This window comes from Enterocloster alcoholdehydrogenati, assembly GCF_013282095.1.
Taxonomy (GTDB): Bacteria; Bacillota; Clostridia; order Lachnospirales; family Lachnospiraceae; genus Enterocloster; species Enterocloster alcoholdehydrogenati.
Genome location: NZ_BLTJ01000006.1, coordinates 147,297 through 167,738 on the forward strand (window position 1 = coordinate 147,297; position 20,442 = coordinate 167,738).

17 protein-coding genes are annotated in these 20,442 nt (G+C 52.3%); 15 read left to right on the forward strand and 2 right to left on the reverse strand.

The window, feature by feature from the left end:
- Positions 1-15: 15 nt before the first annotated feature.
- The 10 genes from HW447_RS08655 to clpX all read left to right on the forward strand — a co-directional run bounded on the left by HW447_RS08655 (position 16) and on the right by clpX (position 13,997).
- Positions 16-975, forward strand: coding sequence for an NAD-dependent epimerase/dehydratase family protein (locus HW447_RS08655; RefSeq protein WP_176254913.1), 960 nt, complete (start codon positions 16-18; stop codon positions 973-975).
- Complete coding sequence (locus HW447_RS08660; RefSeq protein ID WP_176254914.1) at positions 972-2,105, forward strand: class I SAM-dependent methyltransferase; 1,134 nt, start codon at positions 972-974, stop codon at positions 2,103-2,105. Before HW447_RS08655 ends, HW447_RS08660 begins: the two co-directional genes overlap by 4 nt.
- Positions 2,106-2,114: 9 nt before the next feature.
- Positions 2,115-3,047 (forward strand): NAD-dependent epimerase/dehydratase family protein, encoded by a 933-nt coding sequence (locus HW447_RS08665; RefSeq protein ID WP_176254915.1) that lies wholly within the window; start codon positions 2,115-2,117, stop codon positions 3,045-3,047.
- A gap of 18 nt (positions 3,048-3,065) precedes the next feature.
- Positions 3,066-4,028, forward strand: coding sequence for a glycosyltransferase family 2 protein (locus HW447_RS08670; protein ID WP_176254916.1), 963 nt, complete (start codon positions 3,066-3,068; stop codon positions 4,026-4,028).
- Positions 4,029-4,033: 5 nt separating this feature from the next.
- Positions 4,034-6,256, forward strand: coding sequence for a glycosyltransferase family 2 protein (locus HW447_RS08675; RefSeq protein WP_176254917.1), 2,223 nt, complete (start codon positions 4,034-4,036; stop codon positions 6,254-6,256).
- Entirely contained in the window at positions 6,253-7,242 is a 990-nt protein-coding gene (locus HW447_RS08680) for a glycosyltransferase family 2 protein (protein WP_176254918.1), read from the forward strand. Before HW447_RS08675 ends, HW447_RS08680 begins: the two co-directional genes overlap by 4 nt.
- Positions 7,243-7,484: 242 nt before the next feature.
- Entirely contained in the window at positions 7,485-8,909 is a 1,425-nt protein-coding gene (locus tag HW447_RS08685; RefSeq protein WP_176254919.1) for an undecaprenyl-phosphate glucose phosphotransferase, read from the forward strand.
- 18 nt (positions 8,910-8,927) lie between these two features.
- Positions 8,928-10,982 carry an LCP family protein gene (locus HW447_RS08690; protein ID WP_176254920.1) on the forward strand — a complete coding sequence of 685 codons (2,055 nt, stop codon included), beginning with the start codon at positions 8,928-8,930 and terminating at the stop codon, positions 10,980-10,982.
- 175 nt (positions 10,983-11,157) lie between these two features.
- Entirely contained in the window at positions 11,158-12,489 is a 1,332-nt protein-coding gene (locus HW447_RS08695) for a S1C family serine protease (RefSeq protein ID WP_176254921.1), read from the forward strand.
- A gap of 131 nt (positions 12,490-12,620) precedes the next feature.
- Positions 12,621-13,997, forward strand: coding sequence for an ATP-dependent Clp protease ATP-binding subunit ClpX (gene clpX / locus HW447_RS08700; RefSeq protein WP_390471207.1), 1,377 nt, complete (start codon positions 12,621-12,623; stop codon positions 13,995-13,997).
- A 23-nt stretch (positions 13,998-14,020) separates the two neighbouring features.
- Here clpX and HW447_RS08705 read toward each other — a convergent pair whose 3' ends face one another.
- The gene (locus HW447_RS08705; RefSeq protein WP_176254923.1) at positions 14,021-15,769 is read right to left on the reverse strand and encodes a S8 family peptidase; all 1,749 of its coding nucleotides are present in this window, start codon (positions 15,767-15,769) and stop codon (positions 14,021-14,023) included.
- Between the two features lie 220 nt (positions 15,770-15,989).
- On the opposite strand from HW447_RS08705, the gene HW447_RS08710 reads away from it, so the two are divergent.
- Positions 15,990-16,460: a signal peptidase II gene (locus HW447_RS08710; RefSeq protein WP_176254924.1), complete on the forward strand. Its 471-nt coding sequence runs from the start codon at positions 15,990-15,992 to the stop codon at positions 16,458-16,460.
- A 29-nt stretch (positions 16,461-16,489) separates the two neighbouring features.
- On the opposite strand, the gene HW447_RS08715 is transcribed toward HW447_RS08710, so the two are convergent.
- Positions 16,490-16,852 carry a TIGR04086 family membrane protein gene (locus HW447_RS08715; protein ID WP_176254925.1) on the reverse strand — a complete coding sequence of 121 codons (363 nt, stop codon included), beginning with the start codon at positions 16,850-16,852 and terminating at the stop codon, positions 16,490-16,492.
- A gap of 289 nt (positions 16,853-17,141) precedes the next feature.
- Between HW447_RS08715 and scfA the strand changes: the two genes are divergently transcribed.
- From scfA to yajC, 4 genes are all read left to right on the forward strand, one after another.
- Positions 17,142-17,288 carry a six-cysteine ranthipeptide SCIFF gene (gene scfA / locus HW447_RS08720; RefSeq protein WP_066550148.1) on the forward strand — a complete coding sequence of 49 codons (147 nt, stop codon included), beginning with the start codon at positions 17,142-17,144 and terminating at the stop codon, positions 17,286-17,288.
- A 124-nt stretch (positions 17,289-17,412) separates the two neighbouring features.
- A complete protein-coding gene (gene scfB / locus HW447_RS08725; RefSeq protein WP_176254926.1) occupies positions 17,413-18,810 on the forward strand; it encodes a thioether cross-link-forming SCIFF peptide maturase in 1,398 nt (465 codons plus the stop codon).
- Between the two features lie 3 nt (positions 18,811-18,813).
- Complete coding sequence (gene tgt, locus HW447_RS08730; RefSeq protein WP_176254927.1) at positions 18,814-19,950, forward strand: tRNA guanosine(34) transglycosylase Tgt; 1,137 nt, start codon at positions 18,814-18,816, stop codon at positions 19,948-19,950.
- 52 nt (positions 19,951-20,002) lie between these two features.
- Positions 20,003-20,281 (forward strand): preprotein translocase subunit YajC, encoded by a 279-nt coding sequence (gene yajC, locus HW447_RS08735; RefSeq protein ID WP_176254928.1) that lies wholly within the window; start codon positions 20,003-20,005, stop codon positions 20,279-20,281.
- The last annotated feature ends 161 nt before the right edge of the window (positions 20,282-20,442 follow it).

Below are 20,442 nucleotides of genomic sequence, written 5' to 3' on the forward strand. Positions count from 1 at the left end.
AAAGGAGACAGCCGTATGGCAGTGATTGTCACAGGAGCCACCAGCTTTATCGGAAAGGCGGCCGTAGAGGAATGTTTAAGACAGGGACATAAGGTATATGCAGTGGCAAGGCCGGGATCAGCCGGAATAGAAAGGTTAAGGGCGATAAAGGCCGGGAACGGGGCAGAGGATCCGGCCGGAGCGGGGGACGGCAAGCTGAAGCTTCTGGAGTGCAGTCTGCAGGAGATCGAAACCTTACAGTCCCTTTCCATCCCCGACGCCTCCGCCTGGCTGCATCTGGGATGGGAGGGAGCGGGGAGCGCCAACCGCCAGGATCCCGCCCTTCAGGCAAAAAATATCGGTTATGCCATTTCAGCCCTTAAGACGGCCGCCGCCCTGGGCTGCACCCGTTTCCTCTTCTCCGGCTCTCAGGCCGAATACGGGATCTGCCATTCCCCTATGAAGGAGGATCAGCCCTGCCATCCCGTATCAGAATACGGCAAGAACAAGGTGCTGGTGTGGGAACAGGCAAAGGAACTGTCCGTGCAGCTTCGCATCGATTATATCCACACCCGCATTTTCAGCGTATACGGTCCCGGCGATCATCCCTGGTCGCTGATTTCTGCCTGCCTGGATACCTTTTTAAAGGGCGGCCATATGGAAATGGGGCCATGCACCCAGCAGTGGAATTTCCTTTATGTCACTGAGGCAGCGGCTCTTCTGACAAAACTTCTTCTTGGCAAAGCCCCGGCCGGCGTGTATAATGTGGCGGGGGATGACACCCGCCCTCTGCGGGATTATATAGAAGAACTGCACCGTCTCTGCGGCAGTCAGGGCACTTATCATTTTGGAGACAGGCCCCCTAACGCAGAGGGAATGGTATCGCTGATGCCGGATCTTTCCAGACTGAAAGAGGTCACCGGCTTTACCCAGCAGATCCCGTTTGCAGAAGGGATCCGCCGACTGGTGCAGGAGAAGGAAGGAGAATATAGATGAAACGTTGTATCGCCTGCGGTGCGCCACTCTGGGAGACACCGCTTCTAACCCTGGACAATATGCCTGCGTCCGCCCAGCATATGCCGGATAAAGATCATGTAGATAAAGATCAGGGCCTGACGCTGGATCTGTGCCAGTGTATGGGCTGCGGCCTGGTGCAGTTTGACTGTGAGCCTGTGGATTACTACCGGGATGTGATCCGGGCCGGCGGATATTCCACCACCATGGCAGAGCTCCGCAGAAAGCAGTACAGCCACCTGATTGATACCTATCACCTTGAGGGAAAGCGATTTATCGAGGTTGGCTGCGGTCAGGGGGAATTTTTAAAGGTTTTAAAGGAATTTCCCGTTGAGGGGTTCGGCATCGAGCACGATCCCGCTCTGGCAGAGCTTGCGAGGGCCCAGGGGCTGAATGTGGAGCAGGGCTTTACAGAGACAGCCGATACCGTGATTCCCGGCGGCCTCTATGATGTGTTCCTTTCTTTTAATTTTCTGGAGCATCAGCCGGATCCGGCGGCGATGCTGCGCTGTATTTACAACAATCTGGAGGACGATGGGATGGGACTGCTTACCGTCCCAAGCTTTGAATATATTATGGATCACAGCAGCTACTATGAGCTGATCCGCGACCATATTGCCTACTATACTTTTGAGACACTGACCTCCCTTCTGGAACGCACTGGCTTTGTGGTTCTGGAGGCAGAGGTCATTAACCGGGATACACTTTCTGTGGTCGTCCGCAAACGGCCCCAGATGGAGACGGAAAATCTTCTGGACTGCTATGTGAACCTGCGCAGAGAGATGGATACCTATATGAAATATCTGGAAGTCTGGAATAAAAAGGCAGCCATCTGGGGAGCCAGCCATCAGGGCTTTACCCTGGCAGCCACTACCAGTCTGGGAAAGAAGGCGGCTTATATCATCGACTCCGCCCCCTTTAAGCAGGGAAAATTTGCTCCGGCCTCCCATCTGCCTATTGTGGCTCCCTCTTATTTTGAGGAACACCCGGTAGATGCCATTGTGATCACCGCTCCCGGCTACACCGACGAGATTGCGGCTGTGATCCGGGAGAAGTTCGGCTCTGAGGTGGAGATACGGGCCATGCGCTCCAACCATCTGGAAATGGTTTAGGAGGCGCCTATGAGAATCGTGATTACAGGGGCCACGGGCTTTATTGGCAGCCATCTGGCCTGTAAATTTCTGGAAGAGGGCGGGGAGGTATTCGCTCTGGTGCGCCCCGGCTCCAGCCATCTGGAAGCGCTTCCTGTCCATGACAACCTTCATATCATCTGGTGCGACCTGGAGCACACGACAGACTGTATTTCGCAGATCGGCTCTGCAGATGCCTTTTTCCATTTTGCCTGGGGCGGCGTCAACCGTCAGGAGATCGATTCCCCAGAGGTTCAGGCAAAAAATGTAGCCGGTTCCCTGGACTGCGTGCGCACGGCGGGGGAGCTGTCCTGCCGCATATTCATGGATGCGGGTTCCAGGGTAGAATATGGACTGACAGATGGGATCATGTCTGAGGACAGAGAGTGCCATCCCATCAACCAGTATGGAAAGGCCAAGTGGGAGTTTTACCAGAAGGCGGCCCCTTTATGTAAAGAACTGGGGATGCACTACCTCCATCTTCGCTTTTTCAGTGTCTATGGCTGCGGGGATCACCCCTGGTCCATCATATCGACTCTGGTACGGGAACTGCCTCAGGGAAAGACCGTACCTTTAAGCGCCTGCCTGCATCACTGGAATTTTATGTATATAGACGATGCAGTACAGGCAGTATATGAACTGTACCGCCATCTTCCCAATCAAACGGATGCTCCCGCTTTCAGTGAGATCGTCAACGTGGCCAGCGCCGATACGCGGGTGCTGCGTTCCTTTGTAGAGGAGATCCGCCATCTTGCGGGAGACAAAGGACAGCTGGAATACGGCGCGTTTGTCCAGGCGAAGGAAGGGGCGCTCTCCATACGGCCTGATGTGACAAAGCTTCAGGCGCTTACCGGAGGCTGGAGGGAGGCTTATACCTTTGGCCGCGGGATTGAGCAGATGCGAAAGAAACAAATACAACCTTAGAAAGAGAAGTACACCCAAATGAAAAAGATCAGCATATTGATCCCCTGTTACAATGAGGTCGAAAACGTAGGCCCCATCAGCCAGGCGGTGACGGATATCCTGAAACACGAACTTCCCCAGTACGATTACGAACTGGTCTTTATTGACAATGATTCCACCGACGGCACAAGAGACGTACTCCGCGCCCTCTGCAGCAGCGATCCCAAGATCAAGGCCATTTTCAACGCCCGCAACTTCGGGCAGTTTAATTCTCCCTACTACGGGATGCTCCAGGTGACCGGTGACTGCGTCATTGAGATGGTGGCCGATTTCCAGGATCCGGTGGAAATGATTCCTAAATACGTGCACGAATGGGAAAAGGGCTACAAGATCGTCATCGGGATCAAGACCAGCAGCAAGGAAAACAAGTTCATGTACTGGCTGCGCACCTGCTACTACAAGACCATCAAGAAACTGTCCGATGTGGAGCAGATCGAGCATTTTACCGGCTCCGGCCTCTATGACAGGGAGTTTATCGAGATCCTGCGCCGGCTGGATGATCCCACGCCCTTTTTACGGGGGATCGTGGCGGAGTTGGGCTACAAGCGAAAGGAAATCCCCTACGAGCAGCCAAAGCGCCGGGCGGGAAAGACCCACAATAACTTTTACCGTCTGTATGACGCGGCCATGTTAAGCGTTACCTCCTATACGAAAGAGGGTCTGCGCCTTGCCACCATCTTTGGCGGCATCTGCGCCGCTGTGAGCATGGTCATCGCCCTGGTTTACCTGGTGATGAAGCTGATCTGGTGGGAGCGTTTTCCCGCAGGCATGGCTCCTATGCTCATTGGTATGCTGTTTCTTGGTTCTATCCAGCTGTTTTTTATCGGTTTTCTGGGCGAGTATATCATGAGCATCAACCAGAGGGTAATGAAGCGTCCTCTGGTTATTGAGGAAGAGCGGCTGAATTTTGATGAAGCGCCGGAAGCAAAAAAGGAAGGATAAAAAGGATGAAGTATAAGATAGACATTGTGCGGATCCGTGAAAATTCCATTACATTAAACGGCTGGGTTCTTGGAAAATCCCCGGAGAGCAGGGCTACCTTCCGGGTGGAGGATGAACGCCATACCCCGGTGAAATATAAGCTGGTAACTACAAGAAGAGATGATGTAAGCCAGATTTACTTTAAACAGACCTATGATAAGGACTTTGGCTTTGATATCCAGTTCCCCTATGAGCGGGGAAAGACCTACTGGCTTTTGATCCGCTGCGAGGGCCGTCAGGCAAAGATCAAGTACAACGAGGAACTGATTGCCAAACGCTCCAGCGTAGCCCACAAGCGGATGGAAAAGATCAAAGATCTGATGAACATGGAAACCGTTCGGGTGGCGGCTGATTTCTGGAAGGAAAACGGGCTGAGAGCCCTGATAAAGAAGTCCTGCCACAAGCTTCAGGGCATTGACAATGACTACGATTACAGCGAGTGGTATGAGCTGACAAAGCCGACCCAGGAGGAGTTAAAGGCACAGAGAGAGACGCATTTTCCCTATGAGCCGCTGCTGTCCGTGGTAATCCCCGTATACCGGACACCGGAGCATTATCTGCGGGAGATGATCGATTCCATTGTAAACCAGACCTACACCAACTGGGAGCTTTGCATTGCAGACGGAAGCCCCAGAGGCCAGAGCGTGGAGCGCGTCTTAAAGCGCTACGCCCAGAAGGATCCCAGGGTGCGCTATGTGATTCTGGGAGGCAACCGGGGCATTTCCGGCAACACAAACGCGGCTTTGGAAATGGCTGCCGGTGATTTTGTGCTCTTGGCTGACCATGATGATACGCTGCCGGAGCACGCTTTTTACGAGGTGGTGAAGGCACTCAACGAGCATCGGGACTGCGACGTCCTCTATTCCGATGAGGATAAGCTGGATATGGATGGAAAGGCGCTGTTTGATCCTCATTTTAAGCCGGATTTTAACCCGGATCTCCTTACCAGCGTTAATTATATCTGCCATCTGTTTGTGGTGAAGAAGAGTATTCTGGATCAGGTGGGCGGTTTCCGCCAGGAGTTTGACGGCGCTCAGGACTATGATTTTATCTTCCGGTGCACCGAAAAAGCAAAAGAGATCGTCCATATACCAAAGGTATTGTATCACTGGCGCTGTCATCAGAATTCCACGGCCAGCAACCCTGAGAGCAAGCTGTACGCTTTTGAGGCCGGATCCCGCGCCATTATGGCTCACTATGAGCGCATGGGTATCCAGGCTGAGGGTGTGGAAAAGGGCGTGGATTACGGCATTTACCATACCCGTTTTAAGATCAAGGGAGAGCCGTTGGTATCTGTGATCATACCCAACAAGGATCACAGCAGGGATCTGGACACCTGCGTCCGTTCTATTTTAGAGCGGTCCTCCTACCGAAATCTGGAATTTATCATTGTGGAAAATAACAGTACCCAGCAGGAGACCTTTGACTATTATAGGAAAATGGAAGAGGCCCATCCATGTTTTCGGGTAGTGACCTGGAAGGAAGGCTTTAATTACTCAGCTATCAACAATTTCGGCGCGTCCTTTGCAAAGGGAGAGTACCTGCTTCTGTTAAATAATGACACAGAGCTTTTAGAGCCGGACAGCATCAGAGAACTGCTGGGGTTCTGTCAGAGAGAGGATGTGGGGATCGCAGGGGCGAGACTGCTCTACGGCGACGACACCATCCAGCACGCCGGTGTGGTGGTCGGCTTTGGAGGAATTGCAGGCCATACCTTTATCGGCCTTCACAAGGCGGAAAACAGTTATTTCCACCGGGCTATGTGTGCCCAGGATTACAGCGCCGTCACGGCCGCCTGCCTGATGACAAAGAAGTCCGTCTTTGACGCTGTGGGCGGATTAAGCCCGGAGCTTGCGGTGGCCTTTAATGATATTGATTACTGCATGAAAGTGCGGGCGCTGGGAAAACTGGTAGTATATGCTCCCTATGCCTGCCTTTACCACTATGAGTCCAAGTCCAGAGGGCTGGAGGATACACCGGAAAAGGTAGCGCGCTTCAACCGTGAGGTCGCCATATTCCACCGGAAATGGCCTGATATTTTGAAGAACGGCGATCCCTATTACAATCCTAATCTGACCCTTCGCAAGTCAAATTTTGCCCTGAGGGATCTTTTGAAGGAGAAAATAGGAGAGCCTTACGATTTGTCTGTCTATGACGCCTACGCGCCGGAGGAAAAGGAAGGAAAATGAGCGACCGAAGTAAAGTCACTGTGATCATACCCAATTATAATGGCCTTAAATTCATGGAGCCCTGTTTTCGGGCGCTGGAACTGCAGATCTGCCACAAATTTCAGATCCTGGTAGTGGATAACGGCTCCACCGACGGAAGTGTGGAGTGGTTAAAGGAGCGGGGGATTCCCACGATTTTCCTGGATTCCAATACCGGCTTTTCCGGAGCGGTGAACGTGGGAATCCGGGCTGCAAAAACCCCTTATGTGATCCTTTTAAATAACGATACAGAGCCGGACTGCCACTATATCGGCGAGATGATAAAGGCCATTGAGCGTTCCCCGAAAATATTTTCCGTCAGCAGCAAGATGATCCAGCTCTACCGCAAGGACAGGATGGACGATGCCGGAGATATGTACAGCCTTCTTGGCTGGGCCTACCAAAGAGGCGTAGGGCGGCCCTCCAAGGGATATAATCATCCCTGCCGGATCTTTTCAGCCTGCGCCGGAGCGGCCATCTACCGCAGGGAGGTATTTGAAGAGATCGGGTATTTCGATGAAATGCACTTCGCGTATCTGGAGGATATCGACGTGGGCTACCGGGCCATGATTGCGGGGTATGACAATATCTACTGCCCCCACGCAGTGGTGTACCATGTAGGAAGCGGCACCAGCGGCTCTAAATATAATTCCTTTAAGGTACGTCTGGCTGCCCGGAACAACATCTACTTAAACTACAAAAATATGCCTCTTCCCCAGCTGGCCCTGAATGTTCTGCCCATCGCTGCGGGAATGGCGGTAAAGTATATGTTCTTTAAGAAGCGGGGCTTTGGGCCGGATTATATTGCTGGTGTGAAGGAAGGACTTTCCACAGTGAAGAAATGTAAAAAAGTGGAATATAAGCCGGAGCATTTCAAAAACTATCTGGCCATTGAATGGGAACTTTTGACAGGAACCTTCCTTTATATCTACGAATTTGCCTTAAGACAACTGGAAAAGCGGAAATAAAAGGCGAACTTTATCATATTTTAAGATAAATGTTATAGAATATTGAGATTAAATAAGATATAATGAGCGTTAGCGAGCCGGGGCCTGCAGGGCCTGCCTGGAGCAGGCGGCGAAGAAGGGGCACGGCAGCTGCGTCGGCAGTGACCAGCACCGAAGGTGCGGACTGTGAGAGAATAGGAACACCTGCGGAAATCCTGAAAAGGGGATTCCGTATGGTGAAAATCAATATCAGGTGATTATCCATGATAAAAGACAATCAGAAGAGGCTGAACCATATCCACGTCCTTCTGGACGCTGTGATGACGGTGCTTGCCTATTCACTTGCGTGGTTCATCGTAGTCAGCGGTCAGGTGATCCCCCTGGGACACAATGTCAAAACCCTGAATCCGCCGGTCTACTTTGCGGCCCTAATATTTATTGTACCGGTCTATCTGGTACTCAACGCCATATTCCACCTCTATGTGCCCAAGCGCATCCAGGGCAGGAGGTCTGAATTTGCAAATATCTGTAAGGCCAATGTGATTGGCCTTATGTTCTTTACGCTGATCCTGTTTGGAGGAAGAAATATCAGTACCTATTTCGGTTATTTCTCTACCAGGATGCTGCTTTGCTTCTTTGCCCTGAACACCCTCCTGTTAGAAGCGGAGCGGATGGCGATCCGCCTGTTTTTGCGCTCTCTGCGCACCAACGGCTACAACCAGAAGCACATTCTTCTGGTGGGCTACAGCCGGGCGGCAGAAGGGTTTATCGACCGGGTAGCCTTAAATCCCGAATGGGGCTATCACATCCAGGGTATACTGGATGACCATAAACGGGAAGGCTATACCTATAAGAACGTTCGGGTTCTGGGGAAGATCGCACAGCTGGAAAGCTTTCTTGAGGAGAATATGCTGGATGAGATTGCCATTACCCTGGGGCTTGGCGAATACGCCAATCTGGAGCAGATTGTTGCCGTCTGTGAGAAATCAGGCGTCCACACCAAGTTTATTCCGGATTACAACAATATTATCCCCACAATCCCCTATATGGAGGATCTTCAGGGGCTGCCGGTGATCCATATCCGCCATGTGCCGCTGACAAATGTGTTCAATGCTACAGTAAAACGGATGGTAGACATATTGGGCGCGCTGGTGGGACTGCTTCTTTTTTCGCCGCTTATGCTTTTGACTGCCGGGCTGATAAAGCTCACCTCGCCAGGGCCTGTTTTTTTCAGTCAGGAGCGGATCGGTCTTCACAACCGGCCTTTTAAGATGTACAAGTTCCGTTCCATGGAGGTGCAGGATCCAGGCAAGGAAAAGTCCCGCTGGACTACACCCCATGATCCAAGGGTGACGCCGGTAGGCCGTTTTATACGAAAGACAAGTATTGATGAGATGCCCCAGTTTTTCAATATCCTCATTGGGGATATGAGCCTTGTGGGGCCAAGGCCGGAGCGGCCGCTGTTTGTAGAAAAGTTTAAGGAGGAGATTCCTCGCTATATGATCAAGCATCAGGTGCGGCCGGGACTGACCGGCTGGGCGCAGGTCAACGGTTACCGGGGAGACACTTCCATTACCAAGCGGATCGAGCACGATCTGTATTACATTGAAAACTGGAGCCTTGGCTTTGACTTTAAGATCATGTTTTTAACGATCTTTAAAGGCTTTATCAATAAAAACGCATACTGATGCAGTGAGGATGAACGTATGAATCGCGATGAATTTGATTACGGATTTGAACCGGAAGAGGAAAAGGCAGGCCGCGGGCAGCAGGCAGGGAACACAGGCCACACCTTTGTACCTGCCTTCCGTCAGGCCGCAAACGAGGGAAACCGCCAGAGGCGCAATACGGCCTTTCACAGAGATCAGGGGGATGAACCTGGTTTTGACGGGGATTTCGACGGAGACTATGAGGATGTGGATATGAGCCGTGCCGTGGAGAGGCAGCCGGGCAGTTCCCGGAGAGTCCAGGCCGGTTCGGGCCGTGCCCTTAAGGATGAGGGCCTCCAGGGCCGCGCTGCAGCCCGACAGGGAGCGGATGCGGGGGCAGGAAGATCCCGCCGCAATACCGGTTCTGGCCGGGGGAGCGCAGGAAACACGGGACGTACCGGAGCCGGAGGGGGACGGGGAGGCCGCCAGGGAGGAAACGGCGGTTCCAAAAAGGTGTTTGCCGGTCTGACCCTTCGCGGCCTGGTTCTTCTCATCGCGGCCCAGCTGACAGCCTTCGCCATCATCGGCTGCGTCTGGTGGGGAAAGCGAATGCTGTCCCTGATGCAGACGGATACGGAGTTCAACAAAGAGGACATAACAAACCCCTATATCTCTGTGGACAAGGAACAGCAGATGAGCGGCTACTGGACCGTGGCTCTTTTTGGTGTGGACAGCCGCAACAATTCCGTAGGCAAAGGAAATATGTCCGATGTTATCATTATCTGCAACATCAATCAGGAAAATGGAGAGATCAAGCTGGTCAGCGTGTTCCGTGACACCTACCTGAACATTGATGAGAAGAATACCTATAATAAGATCAACATGGCGTATGCCAAAGGAGGCCCCAAGCAGGCAGTAGAGGCCCTGAACCGGAATCTGGATCTGGAGATTGACGATTACGCTACCTTTAACTGGAAGGCCGTGGCGGATGCCATCAATATTTTGGGCGGCGTAGATGTAGAACTGAGCAAGGCAGAGTTCTACTATATCAATGCCTACATCACGGAAACCGTAAAATCCACCGGTATCGGCTCCCATCAGCTAAAGAGCGCGGGCCCCAACCACCTGGACGGCGTTCAGGCCGTAGCCTACGCCAGACTGCGGAAGATGGATACGGACTTTGCCCGCACGGAGCGCCAGAGAAAGATTATTGAACTTTGCTTTGAGAAGCTCAAAAAAGCGGATTTTGCTGTGGTCAATAACGTAATGGAAGTGGTATTCCCTCAGATTCTGAGCAGTATCACTTTAAACGATGTGATTCCTGCCGCAAAGAACCTGAGCAAATATCACATTGCAGCAACAGCCGGTTTCCCGGAGGCCAGAAGCGATGCGATCTTAGGCAAGAAGGGTGACTGTGTAATTCCTCAGACGCTGGAGAGCAACGTCATCACGCTTCATAAGTTCCTCTTTGACGATGAAAATTACGTTCCCAGTGAGATGGTAAAGAAGATCAGTTCCAAGATCTCCTCCGATACTGGTATGTACAAGGAAGGAAAGCCGGTAGAGAGCGTGGGTACGGACGGAGGATATGTTCCGAAGGCCACGACGGCGGCCAAGGAGAAGGAGACAAAAGAAAGTGAGTCCCAGTCCTCAGAAAAGAGCAGCGAAAGCACACATTCCACGGATGAGAGTATCATAGACGGCGAATATCCGGACGGGCTTGAGACGGATGCCAACGGCAATGTCATCGATCCGCCGGAGAATTATGGGCCAGGCATCGTGCCCTCTGAGTCAGATGGAACTACCCAGGGAAGCCAGTCCGGTCCGGGAGCATCCACGGAATCTTCAGGCAGCCTGAAGCCTACCGTTCCCAGCGGGACGCTTTCGCCGGGAACCACAGAGACGTCTGCAGAAGCGTCTAAGGGAAATAATAGTTCTTCTAACGGGCCAGGCGGAGTTTCGGGCTCAGATGACGTTTCCAACGGGCCGGGAGCGGCTTCTCAGCCCAGCCAGACCCAGCCGTCCTCCAGCGGGGGAACGGTGCCCGGAGCAGGGAATGTGATCCAGGGAGAAAGCCAGGGCAATGATGTGATCATTGGCCCGGGAGCGTAAAAACACATAAAAATACCAAGATGCTGCCGGGAAGCGAGTCTGCTTTTCCCGGCGGCTTTATTTATATCAGCCGGTTTATCAATTATTTATTTGATATTTTCAGTATTTCATTATAAGATAGTCACATAGGCCTTTGCCTGTGCAGCGGAGGAGATAAGGAAAGGAGATACAGATCATGTACCAGGAAGATCAGGGTCATAATTGGGATAGAGAACCCGGCAGGGAGGAAGAAACGCCCAGGCGGGGAGGTATTTTAAAGAAGGCAGCCTGGATCACGGCAGGCGCCCTTCTGTTCGGAATGATTGCGGGAGGCGTGATGGTAGGCGTGCAGGTGGCTTCTTCAGACCTGTTTAAGGAACTTTATACCGTAGTGGCAGGCGATCAGGCGGCAGGAGCAGTGAAAGCGCCGGCGCCCGGCGGCCCCATGGGGCAGGGAGAGAATGGCCCAGGGCTGGCTACGCCTTCCTATATTGCTGCGCCTGTCACGGATGTGTCTGTCATTGTAGAGCAGGCGATGCCTTCGGTGGTATCCATTACCAGCACGGCTGTGTACCAGAGCCGTGATTTTGGGTACGACTGGTTCTTTGGAGGCACGCCGGAGGGACAGACCTATGAGGTGCCAAGCAGCGGTTCCGGGATTATCATAGGAGAAAATGACACAGAGCTGCTGATCGTGACCAACAATCATGTGGTAGAAGATGCCACGTCGCTGAAGGTTACTTTTATTGATCAGGAGACTGTGGATGCGGTGATCAAGGGGACGGATCCGGAGACGGATCTGGCAGTCATTGCCATTTCTCTGGATCAGATTAAGGATGGTACAAAATCCCAGATCAGGCCTGCAACTCTGGGCAACTCAGATGATCTGAAGCCCGGTCAGGGTGTGATTGCCATTGGAAACGCCCTTGGCTACGGCCAGTCCGTTACAGTGGGCTATATCAGCGCTGTAAACCGGGAGGTACAGACGGAGGAGGGTAATACCCGGCTGCTCCTTCAGACCGATGCGGCCATCAATCCCGGCAACAGCGGCGGTGCCCTTCTGAACATGAAGGGGGAGCTGGTGGGAATCAACGCGGCCAAATATGCTTCCACGGAGGTGGAAGGCATCGGCTACGCCATTCCCATTTCCAAATCAGAGGATATCATCAATCAGCTTATGACACGAAAAAGCAGGACTTCCGTGCCGGAGGAGGAGAGAGGCTATCTTGGCATCCAGGGAACCAACGTGGACGAGAATGCCGCCAGAACCTTTGGTATGCCAAAGGGCGCGTATATTTACAGAATCCTGGAAAATGGAGCAGCAGCGGCTTCTGAACTGCGGGAAAAGGATATTATCACAAAGGTAGACGGCCAGACGGTTCGGAGTATGGAAGGGCTTCAGGAGATCCTGGCAGGCTACCGGTCCGGTGAACAGGCAGAACTGACGGTTCAAAGACAGGTGGACGGCAGCTATCAGGAGCTTACGGTGACGCTGGCCGGTATGCCTCAGGAAGATCAGGGAAGATAAAACCTGATACAGTCTGCGCCGGGCGGTTTGCGCCGGAAACGCCGGAACGCATCGCCGCCTTAAGAATGCAGACGGGAAACGACAGGCGTCAGGCCTGTCAGGAGAGGAGAATCACATTGGAAGATAAAGATATGGAAAAAAATGACGTTTCACAGTCAAGGGATAAGGAAAAAGACGGGGACAGTTACGAAAAGGTCTGCTATATGTGCCGCAGGCCGGAGAGCAAGGCCGGCCCCATGATCTCAATGCCGGGAGGTATGAACCTCTGCCATGACTGTATGCAGAAGGCCTTTGACTCGGTGATGAAAAACGGTATGGATCTCTCACAGATCCCTAATATGCCCTATATGAACCTGAATTTTAACGATCTGTCTCAGACGCCCCGTCAGACGGAGATCCCAAAGAAACAGAAACTGCGCAAACAGAAAGAGCCACAGCCCCAGCTTACCATGAAGGACATTCCGGCCCCCCATGTGATCAAAGAAAAACTGGACGAATACGTCATCGGCCAGGAACGGGCCAAAAAGGTCATGTCAGTGGCAGTGTATAACCACTATAAGAGAGCGTTTCTTGAGAAGGACGATGCCGACGGCATTGTCATCGAGAAATCCAACATCCTGATGATCGGTCCCACAGGAAGTGGAAAGACCTATCTGGTAAAAACGCTGGCAAAGCTGCTGGATGTGCCGCTGGCCATTGCCGATGCCACCTCATTAACCGAGGCGGGTTATATCGGCGATGATATTGAGAGCGTGGTATCAAAGCTTCTGGCTGCCGCCGGGAACGATGTAGAGAGGGCCCAGAAGGGAATTATCTTCATTGATGAGATCGATAAGATCGCAAAAAAGAAACAGACCAATACAAGAGATGTCAGCGGTGAGTCGGTGCAGCAGGAGCTGTTAAAGCTGCTGGAGGGCAGTACCGTAGAGGTGCCGGTGGGATCCAACCAGAAAAATGCCATGACGCCTATGGCAACGGTGAATACAGATAATATCCTTTTTATCTGCGGCGGCGCATTCCCGGATCTGGAAGGAATCATCAGGGAACGGCTGATGAAGAAATCCGCCATGGGATTCGGAGCCGTGCTGAGGGACAGCTTTGACAATGACCCGGATCTTTTAAGCCATGTGACCAATGAGGATCTGAGGACCTTCGGCATGATTCCTGAGTTTCTGGGCCGTCTCCCCATGACCGTTACCTTAAAGGGGCTGGATCGGGACCTGATGGTCCGTATTTTACGAGAACCGAAAAATGCCATTATACGCCAGTATGAAAAGCTGCTGGCTCTGGATGAGGTAAAGCTGGTCTTTGAGGATGACGCTCTGGACTGGATCGCCGAAGAAGCCATCAAGCGGGGAACGGGAGCCAGAGCGCTGCGGGCGATTCTGGAGGAGTTCATGCTGGATATCATGTACGAAATTCCAAAGGATCCCAATATTGGTTCTGTGGTAGTGACCCGTCCTTATCTGGAAAAAAATGGAGGACCTCTGGTACGGATGCGTGGATAGGCAGCCGCTGGCTGAAGCAGCAGCTACTCCCTCAGCCTTAAAAATGTCTGAAACAGATCCAGCGTTCCATATCCGAACTCCCGGTTCGGGTAGGTGAGCGCTGGATTTCTCTGTGCCCCCCGGATGAGATAGCTTTTCAACGAGGCCTCGCTCATTGTAGGGTAATTGCCTTCCACAATCCCCCAGCTGAGCAGATTAGCCGCTGCTCCCGCTGTGATGGCCGCGGCAGCCGAGGTGCCTGTGCGGGTGGTCATAGGCAGCTCAGTTCCGGGTCTGCGAAGCACTGAGGGGCCAAGGATATCTACGCCGGGTGCCGCCAGTTCCGGCTTGATATAGCCGTTGGGAGTAAAGCCCCGGCTGGAATGGATGTAGATCCCGCCGTTAGCTGCATCATAGGCACCTACGGTAATAGGAAGCCTGGAATTGCCCGGTACTGTGATGGTACTGTATGGATCGGGGCGCAGAAAGACTGTTTCATCAGAGATCATCCCTGTGACCGGCAGCCACATATGGAAGGTTCCGGTAAAACGCTGTGTATTGTATACACGCACGGTCCAGATCCCTGCGGCCGGCGTTTCAAAGCGCATGAAGATAAGCTGACTGCCGGATTCCGCCTCGATGAGCTGGTAGTTTACTGTTATGGTGGAGGCGTCCAGAAGAAATGGGATAGAAGTTTCATTATTGGCGATAATAGGGATACGGCTGATCCGTTCGCCGCTGGGTGAGATAAAGCCTACCGTATAGGTGTCTGCATCAGCAGTCCAAAGCTCCAGTACGAAGCCGCGCGCGGCTTCCTCCTGTCCCACCCGGATTTCAACATCCTCCCATTCCTGATCCGCCGGTATGGTTCCGGAAAAATGATGGGCCATACCCGTTTCATTGCCTCCGGCGATCACTGTTACGATGCCGAAAAAGCCTCCGTAGTTCTGAGCCACCTGGCTTAAGGGTGAGGTTCCCAGGTGGCTGCCGGAATTGGAGCCTAAGGCCAAAAGGATCACCAGGGGCTTTCGCAGGCGATCCGCCATCATACGGAGATATTTAATGCCCATCATAATATCATTTTCCTGGAAAGCCGTGGCAGAGGGAGGAATCAGATAGAAATCCCGCAGATACTGCTTTGCCGGCTTAAGCTTCACTACTGCCAGTTCCGCCCTTGGAGCCGCTCCGGTGAAATCCTCCTGGGGCGCGGAATTTCCTGCCGCCAGACCGGCTAAGAAGGTGCCGTGGCCTTCTGTGTCTGCAGTAGGAACCACAGAGAGGGGATCCTCTGCGGCCAAAGCTTCATTGATCTGCTCTCTGGTGTACTCTGTGCCGTAGGAGGCTCCGCCCATGGGATAGTAATCTGGAACGCCAGGAGGAAGGATATCGGGATCTGTGGGAACAGACTGATCCCAGATCCCGGCGATCCGGGTAGTGCCGTCCGAATTTTTGAATAGGGGAGAGCGGTAATCGATGCCCGTGTCCACCAGGCCGATGAGCACTCCCTCGCCCCGGTTCCCAAGAGCCGGGGAGTTGAAGGCAGAGAGGATCCCGGCCGCTTCCATGGCGTCGTAATCCAGAGGCGTAAAAAGAGAAGGGATCATATAGTAGGGATGGGTCCGCATGGAAACAGCCTCCGGCGTCAGAGGTACATGAAAGATCACATAGTCGCTGCTCACATAATCCATACAGATGGATGGAGCATTGACCCATTTTTCGTACTGCAGGGAACCGAAACGGTAAATCAGATCCGCCACATTCTCAGCGGCCGGATTGAAGGGGCAGTCAGCCATGAGCGGCCTCCCGAAAGATTGGATTTGGTTACAGTATATGCGGGAAACGGGGAAACATTCAGAAGGGGCAAACGGAAAGTGGGAAAAAACAGACGCAGCAGTGGAAAAAGGCTCCATATACTGGACGGATGGTGGAAAACATAGTAAAATGATCATGATACCGGCCCTCTGGCCATGGTATCGCGAATTGAAAACCCATAACAAACAAGGAGGGAGCGCCATGAAAGGACTTATCTGGCTTGGCTGTGCCATCGCAGCCCTGGACCAGGGAATGAAAAGCGAGATCGAACAGGAAGAGGGCGGCGAATTTCCGCGGGATCTGCCGGGAGCCAGAGGTATGATCCGGGTTCACAGGAATCACAACTATGGTTTCCCGTTCGGTTTTTTAAAGGAAAAGCCCAGGATGGTTACGGCGGTTCCGCTGGCAGTGGCCTCCGCTGTGGCGGGAGCCCTTTCCATGCTTCTTGCAAGAAAAGGCTCCGCGGCTCAGAAAATCGGCCTTACCATGGTTTTGGGAGGGGCGGTCAGCAACCTCTATGACCGGTTTAAACGGGGCTATGTGGTGGATTATTTCTCATTTTCTGTAAAAGGGATCCAAAAGGTCGTTTTTAATCTGGGGGATATAGCTGTATTTTTGGGAAGCGCACTCTTCCTCATCGGAGAGATGATAGAAGAATACAAAAGCAGATAGGAGGCTTTGGACATTGGGGCAGCCGGGGCCTAACCGCTGAACATCCCGCCGAGCATTCCGCCAAGAGCGCAGATCCCCATCACGGTCACGGCCCGTTCTGTGTCAAGGGCAGACCAGGGATTCATGGCCCAGGAGACTGCAAAAAGGACGACAAAATAAAACAATCCCGACAAAAGCCCCCAGAAAAAACGTCTCTGGCGCAGGGAGCGGCCTGCCAGCGCCCCTCCTGTGAGACAGGCGGTCAGATAGACCACATATACCATCAGGTTTACCTGTCCCTCCTTCAGCCGCAGCTTAAACAGCGCAAAGGCCAGAGCGCCTAAAAGCAGGCCGGAGAGAACATAGGAGATAAGCAGGGAGCGAAGCAGCGGCTTTACGATCCCGTTTTCCATAGGAATACCTCCGAACTTGTTTGGTTTGGTGTAAATATATACGTCGGAGAGGGAAAATATGACAGGCTGGCGGACGGTGCAAACGGTTATAAATCCAAAAAGGGGCGTACGCCCTGAATCCCGAATGAAGTGAATTGCGTATTGCAAGGGATGAAAAGCTGTGCTATAATCACTACGATAACAATTCGGACGGCATAAAAAGCGGTGTGAAACGGCTGCCAAGTCTGCTTGCCAGGCCGTTTTTCCTGTTTGTTATACCGGAGCGATCATAAAAAGGAGGTACTCTAAAATGAAGCACGTTAAGACTTTGAATACCAATACCTTAAAGGATACAATGAAGAAGGGCGGATGCGGCGAGTGCCAGACTTCCTGTCAGTCTGCTTGTAAGACTTCCTGCACAGTCGGCAATCAGAGCTGTGAGAACGCTGACCGCTAATCAGAGCATCAGACGTATTTTAAGGAACAGGTAAGAAAAGCCCCTATGGTCCCGGGATTATAGGGGCTTTCCTCTGCTATGTACAGATACCGGGCCAAGGCCCTTAGAAAGAGAGAGTATAGACTTGATTCATCAGTATATCAATAATGGTTACCATATTGTCCTGGACGTAAACAGCGGTTCCGTCCACGTAGTAGATCCGGTGGTCTATGACGCCGTCAAGGCCGTATCAGATCAGATCCCGGAGCTGGAAAAGCCAATGCCCCTTCCAGCAGAGGTGACTGCAAAGGTTCATGAGGCGCTGGATGCTTCCTACAGCGAAAAAGAAGTTGCAGAAGCGCTGGAGGACATTCAGCAGCTCATTGACGCGGAACAGCTTCTGACTCAGGACATTTACAAAAACTTTGTGGTGGACTTTAAGAAGAGAAAAACCGTAGTCAAGGCCCTGTGCCTGCATATCGCCCATGACTGTAACCTGGCCTGTCGCTACTGCTTTGCCGACGAAGGAGAGTACCATGGCCGCCGCGCACTTATGAGCTTTGATGTAGGAAAGAAAGCCCTTGATTTCCTTGTTGCCAATTCCGGCGGCCGCCGCAATCTGGAGGTAGATTTCTTCGGCGGCGAACCACTGTTAAACTGGAATGTGGTCAAGCAGCTGGTAGAATACGGCCGTTCCCTGGAAGAAACCCATAACAAGAAGTTCCGTTTCACCCTGACAACCAACGGCGTCCTCTTAAATGACGAGATCATGGAGTTCTGCAATCGTGAGATGAGCAATGTGGTATTGAGCCTGGACGGCCGTCCTGAGGTCAACGACAGGATGCGTCCTTTCAGGGGCGGAGCCGGCAGCTATGACCGCATCGTACCGAAATTCCAGAAGTTTGCCGATAGCAGAGACCAGATGAACTACTATGTCCGCGGCACCTTTACCAGAAACAACCTGGATTTCTCAAAAGATGTGATCCACTATGCGGACCTGGGCTTTAAGCAGATGTCCATGGAGCCGGTGGTAGCGGAGCCAGAGATGGATTATGCCATCCGCGAGGAGGATATTCCCCAGATTCTGGAAGAATATGACAGATTGGCCGTTGAGTACATCAAGCGCAAAAAAGAGGGAAGAGGCTTTAATTTCTTTCATTTTATGATCGACTTAAATGCAGGCCCCTGCGTGGCAAAGCGTATGGCAGGCTGCGGTTCCGGCACGGAGTATCTGGCAGTCACCCCCTGGGGCGATCTCTACCCTTGCCATCAGTTCGTGGGAAATGAAAAGTACCTTCTTGGAAATGTAGACGACGGCATTGTAAATGAGGAAATCCGCAGCGAGTTTAAGCTCTGCAATGTATACGCCAAGGAAGGCTGCAAGGACTGCTTTGCCAGATTCTACTGCAGCGGCGGATGCAGCGCTAACTCCTACAATTTCAGCGGCTCCATTAACGGCTCTTACGAGATCGGCTGTCAGATGCAGAAGAAGCGGATCGAGTGTGCCATCATGATCAAGGCTGCCCTGGCAGATGAGGAATAATCTATGAAATATCAGGTAATAACAAAAGACGGCCGCGCCAAGCGGGCTTCGATGGAAACGGTTCACGGAACGATCCAGACACCGGTCTTTATGAATGTAGGCACCGTAGGCGCTATCAAGGGAGCTGTGTCCACCGATGACCTGCGCCAGATCGGCACTCAGGTGGAACTGTCCAATACATATCACCTCCATGTGCGCACCGGCGATAAGCTGATCCGCGAATTTGGCGGTCTGCACAGGTTTATGAACTGGGACAGGCCTATCCTGACGGATTCCGGCGGCTTTCAGGTATTTTCGCTGACTGATTTGCGCAAAATTAAGGAAGAGGGCGTATATTTCAGCTCTCATATCGATGGACACAAGATCTTCATGGGGCCTGAGGAGAGTATGCAGATCCAGTCCAACCTGGGCTCTACCATTGCCATGGCATTTGACGAATGTCCTCCAAGCCACGCCGATTACGACTACATCCGCAAGTCCGTAGACCGCACTACACGCTGGCTGGCGCGCTGTAAGACAGAGATGTCCCGTTTAAATTCTCTTTGTGACACCGTAAACAGAGAGCAGCTTTTATTTGGTATTAACCAGGGCGGCGTCATTGACGAGATCCGTATCGAGCACGCACAGACGATCCGGGAGATGAATCTGGACGGTTATGCTATCGGCGGACTCGCGGTAGGAGAGACCCATGAGGAAATGTACCATATCCTGGATGTGACGGTTCCACATCTGCCGGAAGAAAAGCCGGTTTATCTTATGGGCGTGGGAACGCCTGCCAACATTTTGGAGGCAGTAGACCGGGGCGTTGATTTCTTTGACTGTGTATACCCGTCCAGAAACGGCCGCCACGGCCATGTATACACCAACCAGGGCAAGCTCAACCTCTTTAACCAGAAGTACGAGCTGGATCACCGCCCCATTGAGGAAGGCTGTCAGTGTCCTGCCTGCCGTTCCTACAGCCGGGCTTACATCCGTCATTTGCTCAAGGCCAAAGAAATGCTGGGAATGAGATTATGCACCTTGCATAATTTGTATTTTTATAATAAAATGATGGAAGAGATCCGGGAAGCCATCGAAGAACACCGCTACAGCGAGTACAAAGCCGCTAAGCTGGCCGGCATGGCAGGTCAGAAGGATTGATAAAAAGAAACTGCTGGGGCAATGTAGCAGCAGGTATGAAGGAGGAAACACAATGGCTGGAATGGGAGGAATTATTCTCTATATCGTATTTCTGGGAGCGATCGTTTACTTTATGGCGATTCGTCCGCAGAATAAGGAGAGAAAAAAACAGCAGGAACTGCTTGCGAGCGTTGCTGTTGGCGATACGATCCTGACAAGCAGCGGATTCTACGGCGTGATTATCGATATGACCGACGATACAGTGATCGTAGAGTTCGGCAGCAACAAAAACTGCCGTATTCCGATGCAGAAAGCTGCCATCATCCAGGTTGAAAAACCGGAGTCAAAGTAAAATGCACATAGGTTTCCCTGCCGTGGGTGCTCTGGCAGACAGAGCCGGTCTATACAGGGATATGTGAGTGCACGGAAAATGGTATGAAGGGCGTCAGAAAGCGGAGTTTATGCTTTCCGGCGCCCTTCTTTGCATCAGAGGAGTACAGACAGAAAAGCTGC

What these genes read in the sequence shown, in the direction of transcription:
- HW447_RS08695 (WP_176254921.1), top strand. Translation starts at nt 11,158, where the DNA reads ATGTACCAGGAAGATCAGGGTCATAATTGGGATAGAGAACCCGGCAGG.
- HW447_RS08710 (WP_176254924.1), top strand. Translation starts at nt 15,990, where the DNA reads ATGAAAGGACTTATCTGGCTTGGCTGTGCCATCGCAGCCCTGGACCAG.
- HW447_RS08715 (WP_176254925.1), bottom strand. Translation starts at nt 16,852, where the DNA reads ATGGAAAACGGGATCGTAAAGCCGCTGCTTCGCTCCCTGCTTATCTCC.
- HW447_RS08665 (WP_176254915.1), top strand. Translation starts at nt 2,115, where the DNA reads ATGAGAATCGTGATTACAGGGGCCACGGGCTTTATTGGCAGCCATCTG.
- HW447_RS08690 (WP_176254920.1), top strand. Translation starts at nt 8,928, where the DNA reads ATGAATCGCGATGAATTTGATTACGGATTTGAACCGGAAGAGGAAAAG.
- HW447_RS08670 (WP_176254916.1), top strand. Translation starts at nt 3,066, where the DNA reads ATGAAAAAGATCAGCATATTGATCCCCTGTTACAATGAGGTCGAAAAC.
- HW447_RS08680 (WP_176254918.1), top strand. Translation starts at nt 6,253, where the DNA reads ATGAGCGACCGAAGTAAAGTCACTGTGATCATACCCAATTATAATGGC.
- HW447_RS08655 (WP_176254913.1), top strand. Translation starts at nt 16, where the DNA reads ATGGCAGTGATTGTCACAGGAGCCACCAGCTTTATCGGAAAGGCGGCC.
- tgt (WP_176254927.1), top strand. Translation starts at nt 18,814, where the DNA reads ATGAAATATCAGGTAATAACAAAAGACGGCCGCGCCAAGCGGGCTTCG.
- scfA (WP_066550148.1), top strand. Translation starts at nt 17,142, where the DNA reads ATGAAGCACGTTAAGACTTTGAATACCAATACCTTAAAGGATACAATG.
- HW447_RS08660 (WP_176254914.1), top strand. Translation starts at nt 972, where the DNA reads ATGAAACGTTGTATCGCCTGCGGTGCGCCACTCTGGGAGACACCGCTT.
- HW447_RS08705 (WP_176254923.1), bottom strand. Translation starts at nt 15,769, where the DNA reads ATGGCTGACTGCCCCTTCAATCCGGCCGCTGAGAATGTGGCGGATCTG.
- clpX (WP_390471207.1), top strand. Translation starts at nt 12,621, where the DNA reads ATGGAAAAAAATGACGTTTCACAGTCAAGGGATAAGGAAAAAGACGGG.
- HW447_RS08675 (WP_176254917.1), top strand. Translation starts at nt 4,034, where the DNA reads ATGAAGTATAAGATAGACATTGTGCGGATCCGTGAAAATTCCATTACA.
- yajC (WP_176254928.1), top strand. Translation starts at nt 20,003, where the DNA reads ATGGCTGGAATGGGAGGAATTATTCTCTATATCGTATTTCTGGGAGCG.
- HW447_RS08685 (WP_176254919.1), top strand. Translation starts at nt 7,485, where the DNA reads ATGATAAAAGACAATCAGAAGAGGCTGAACCATATCCACGTCCTTCTG.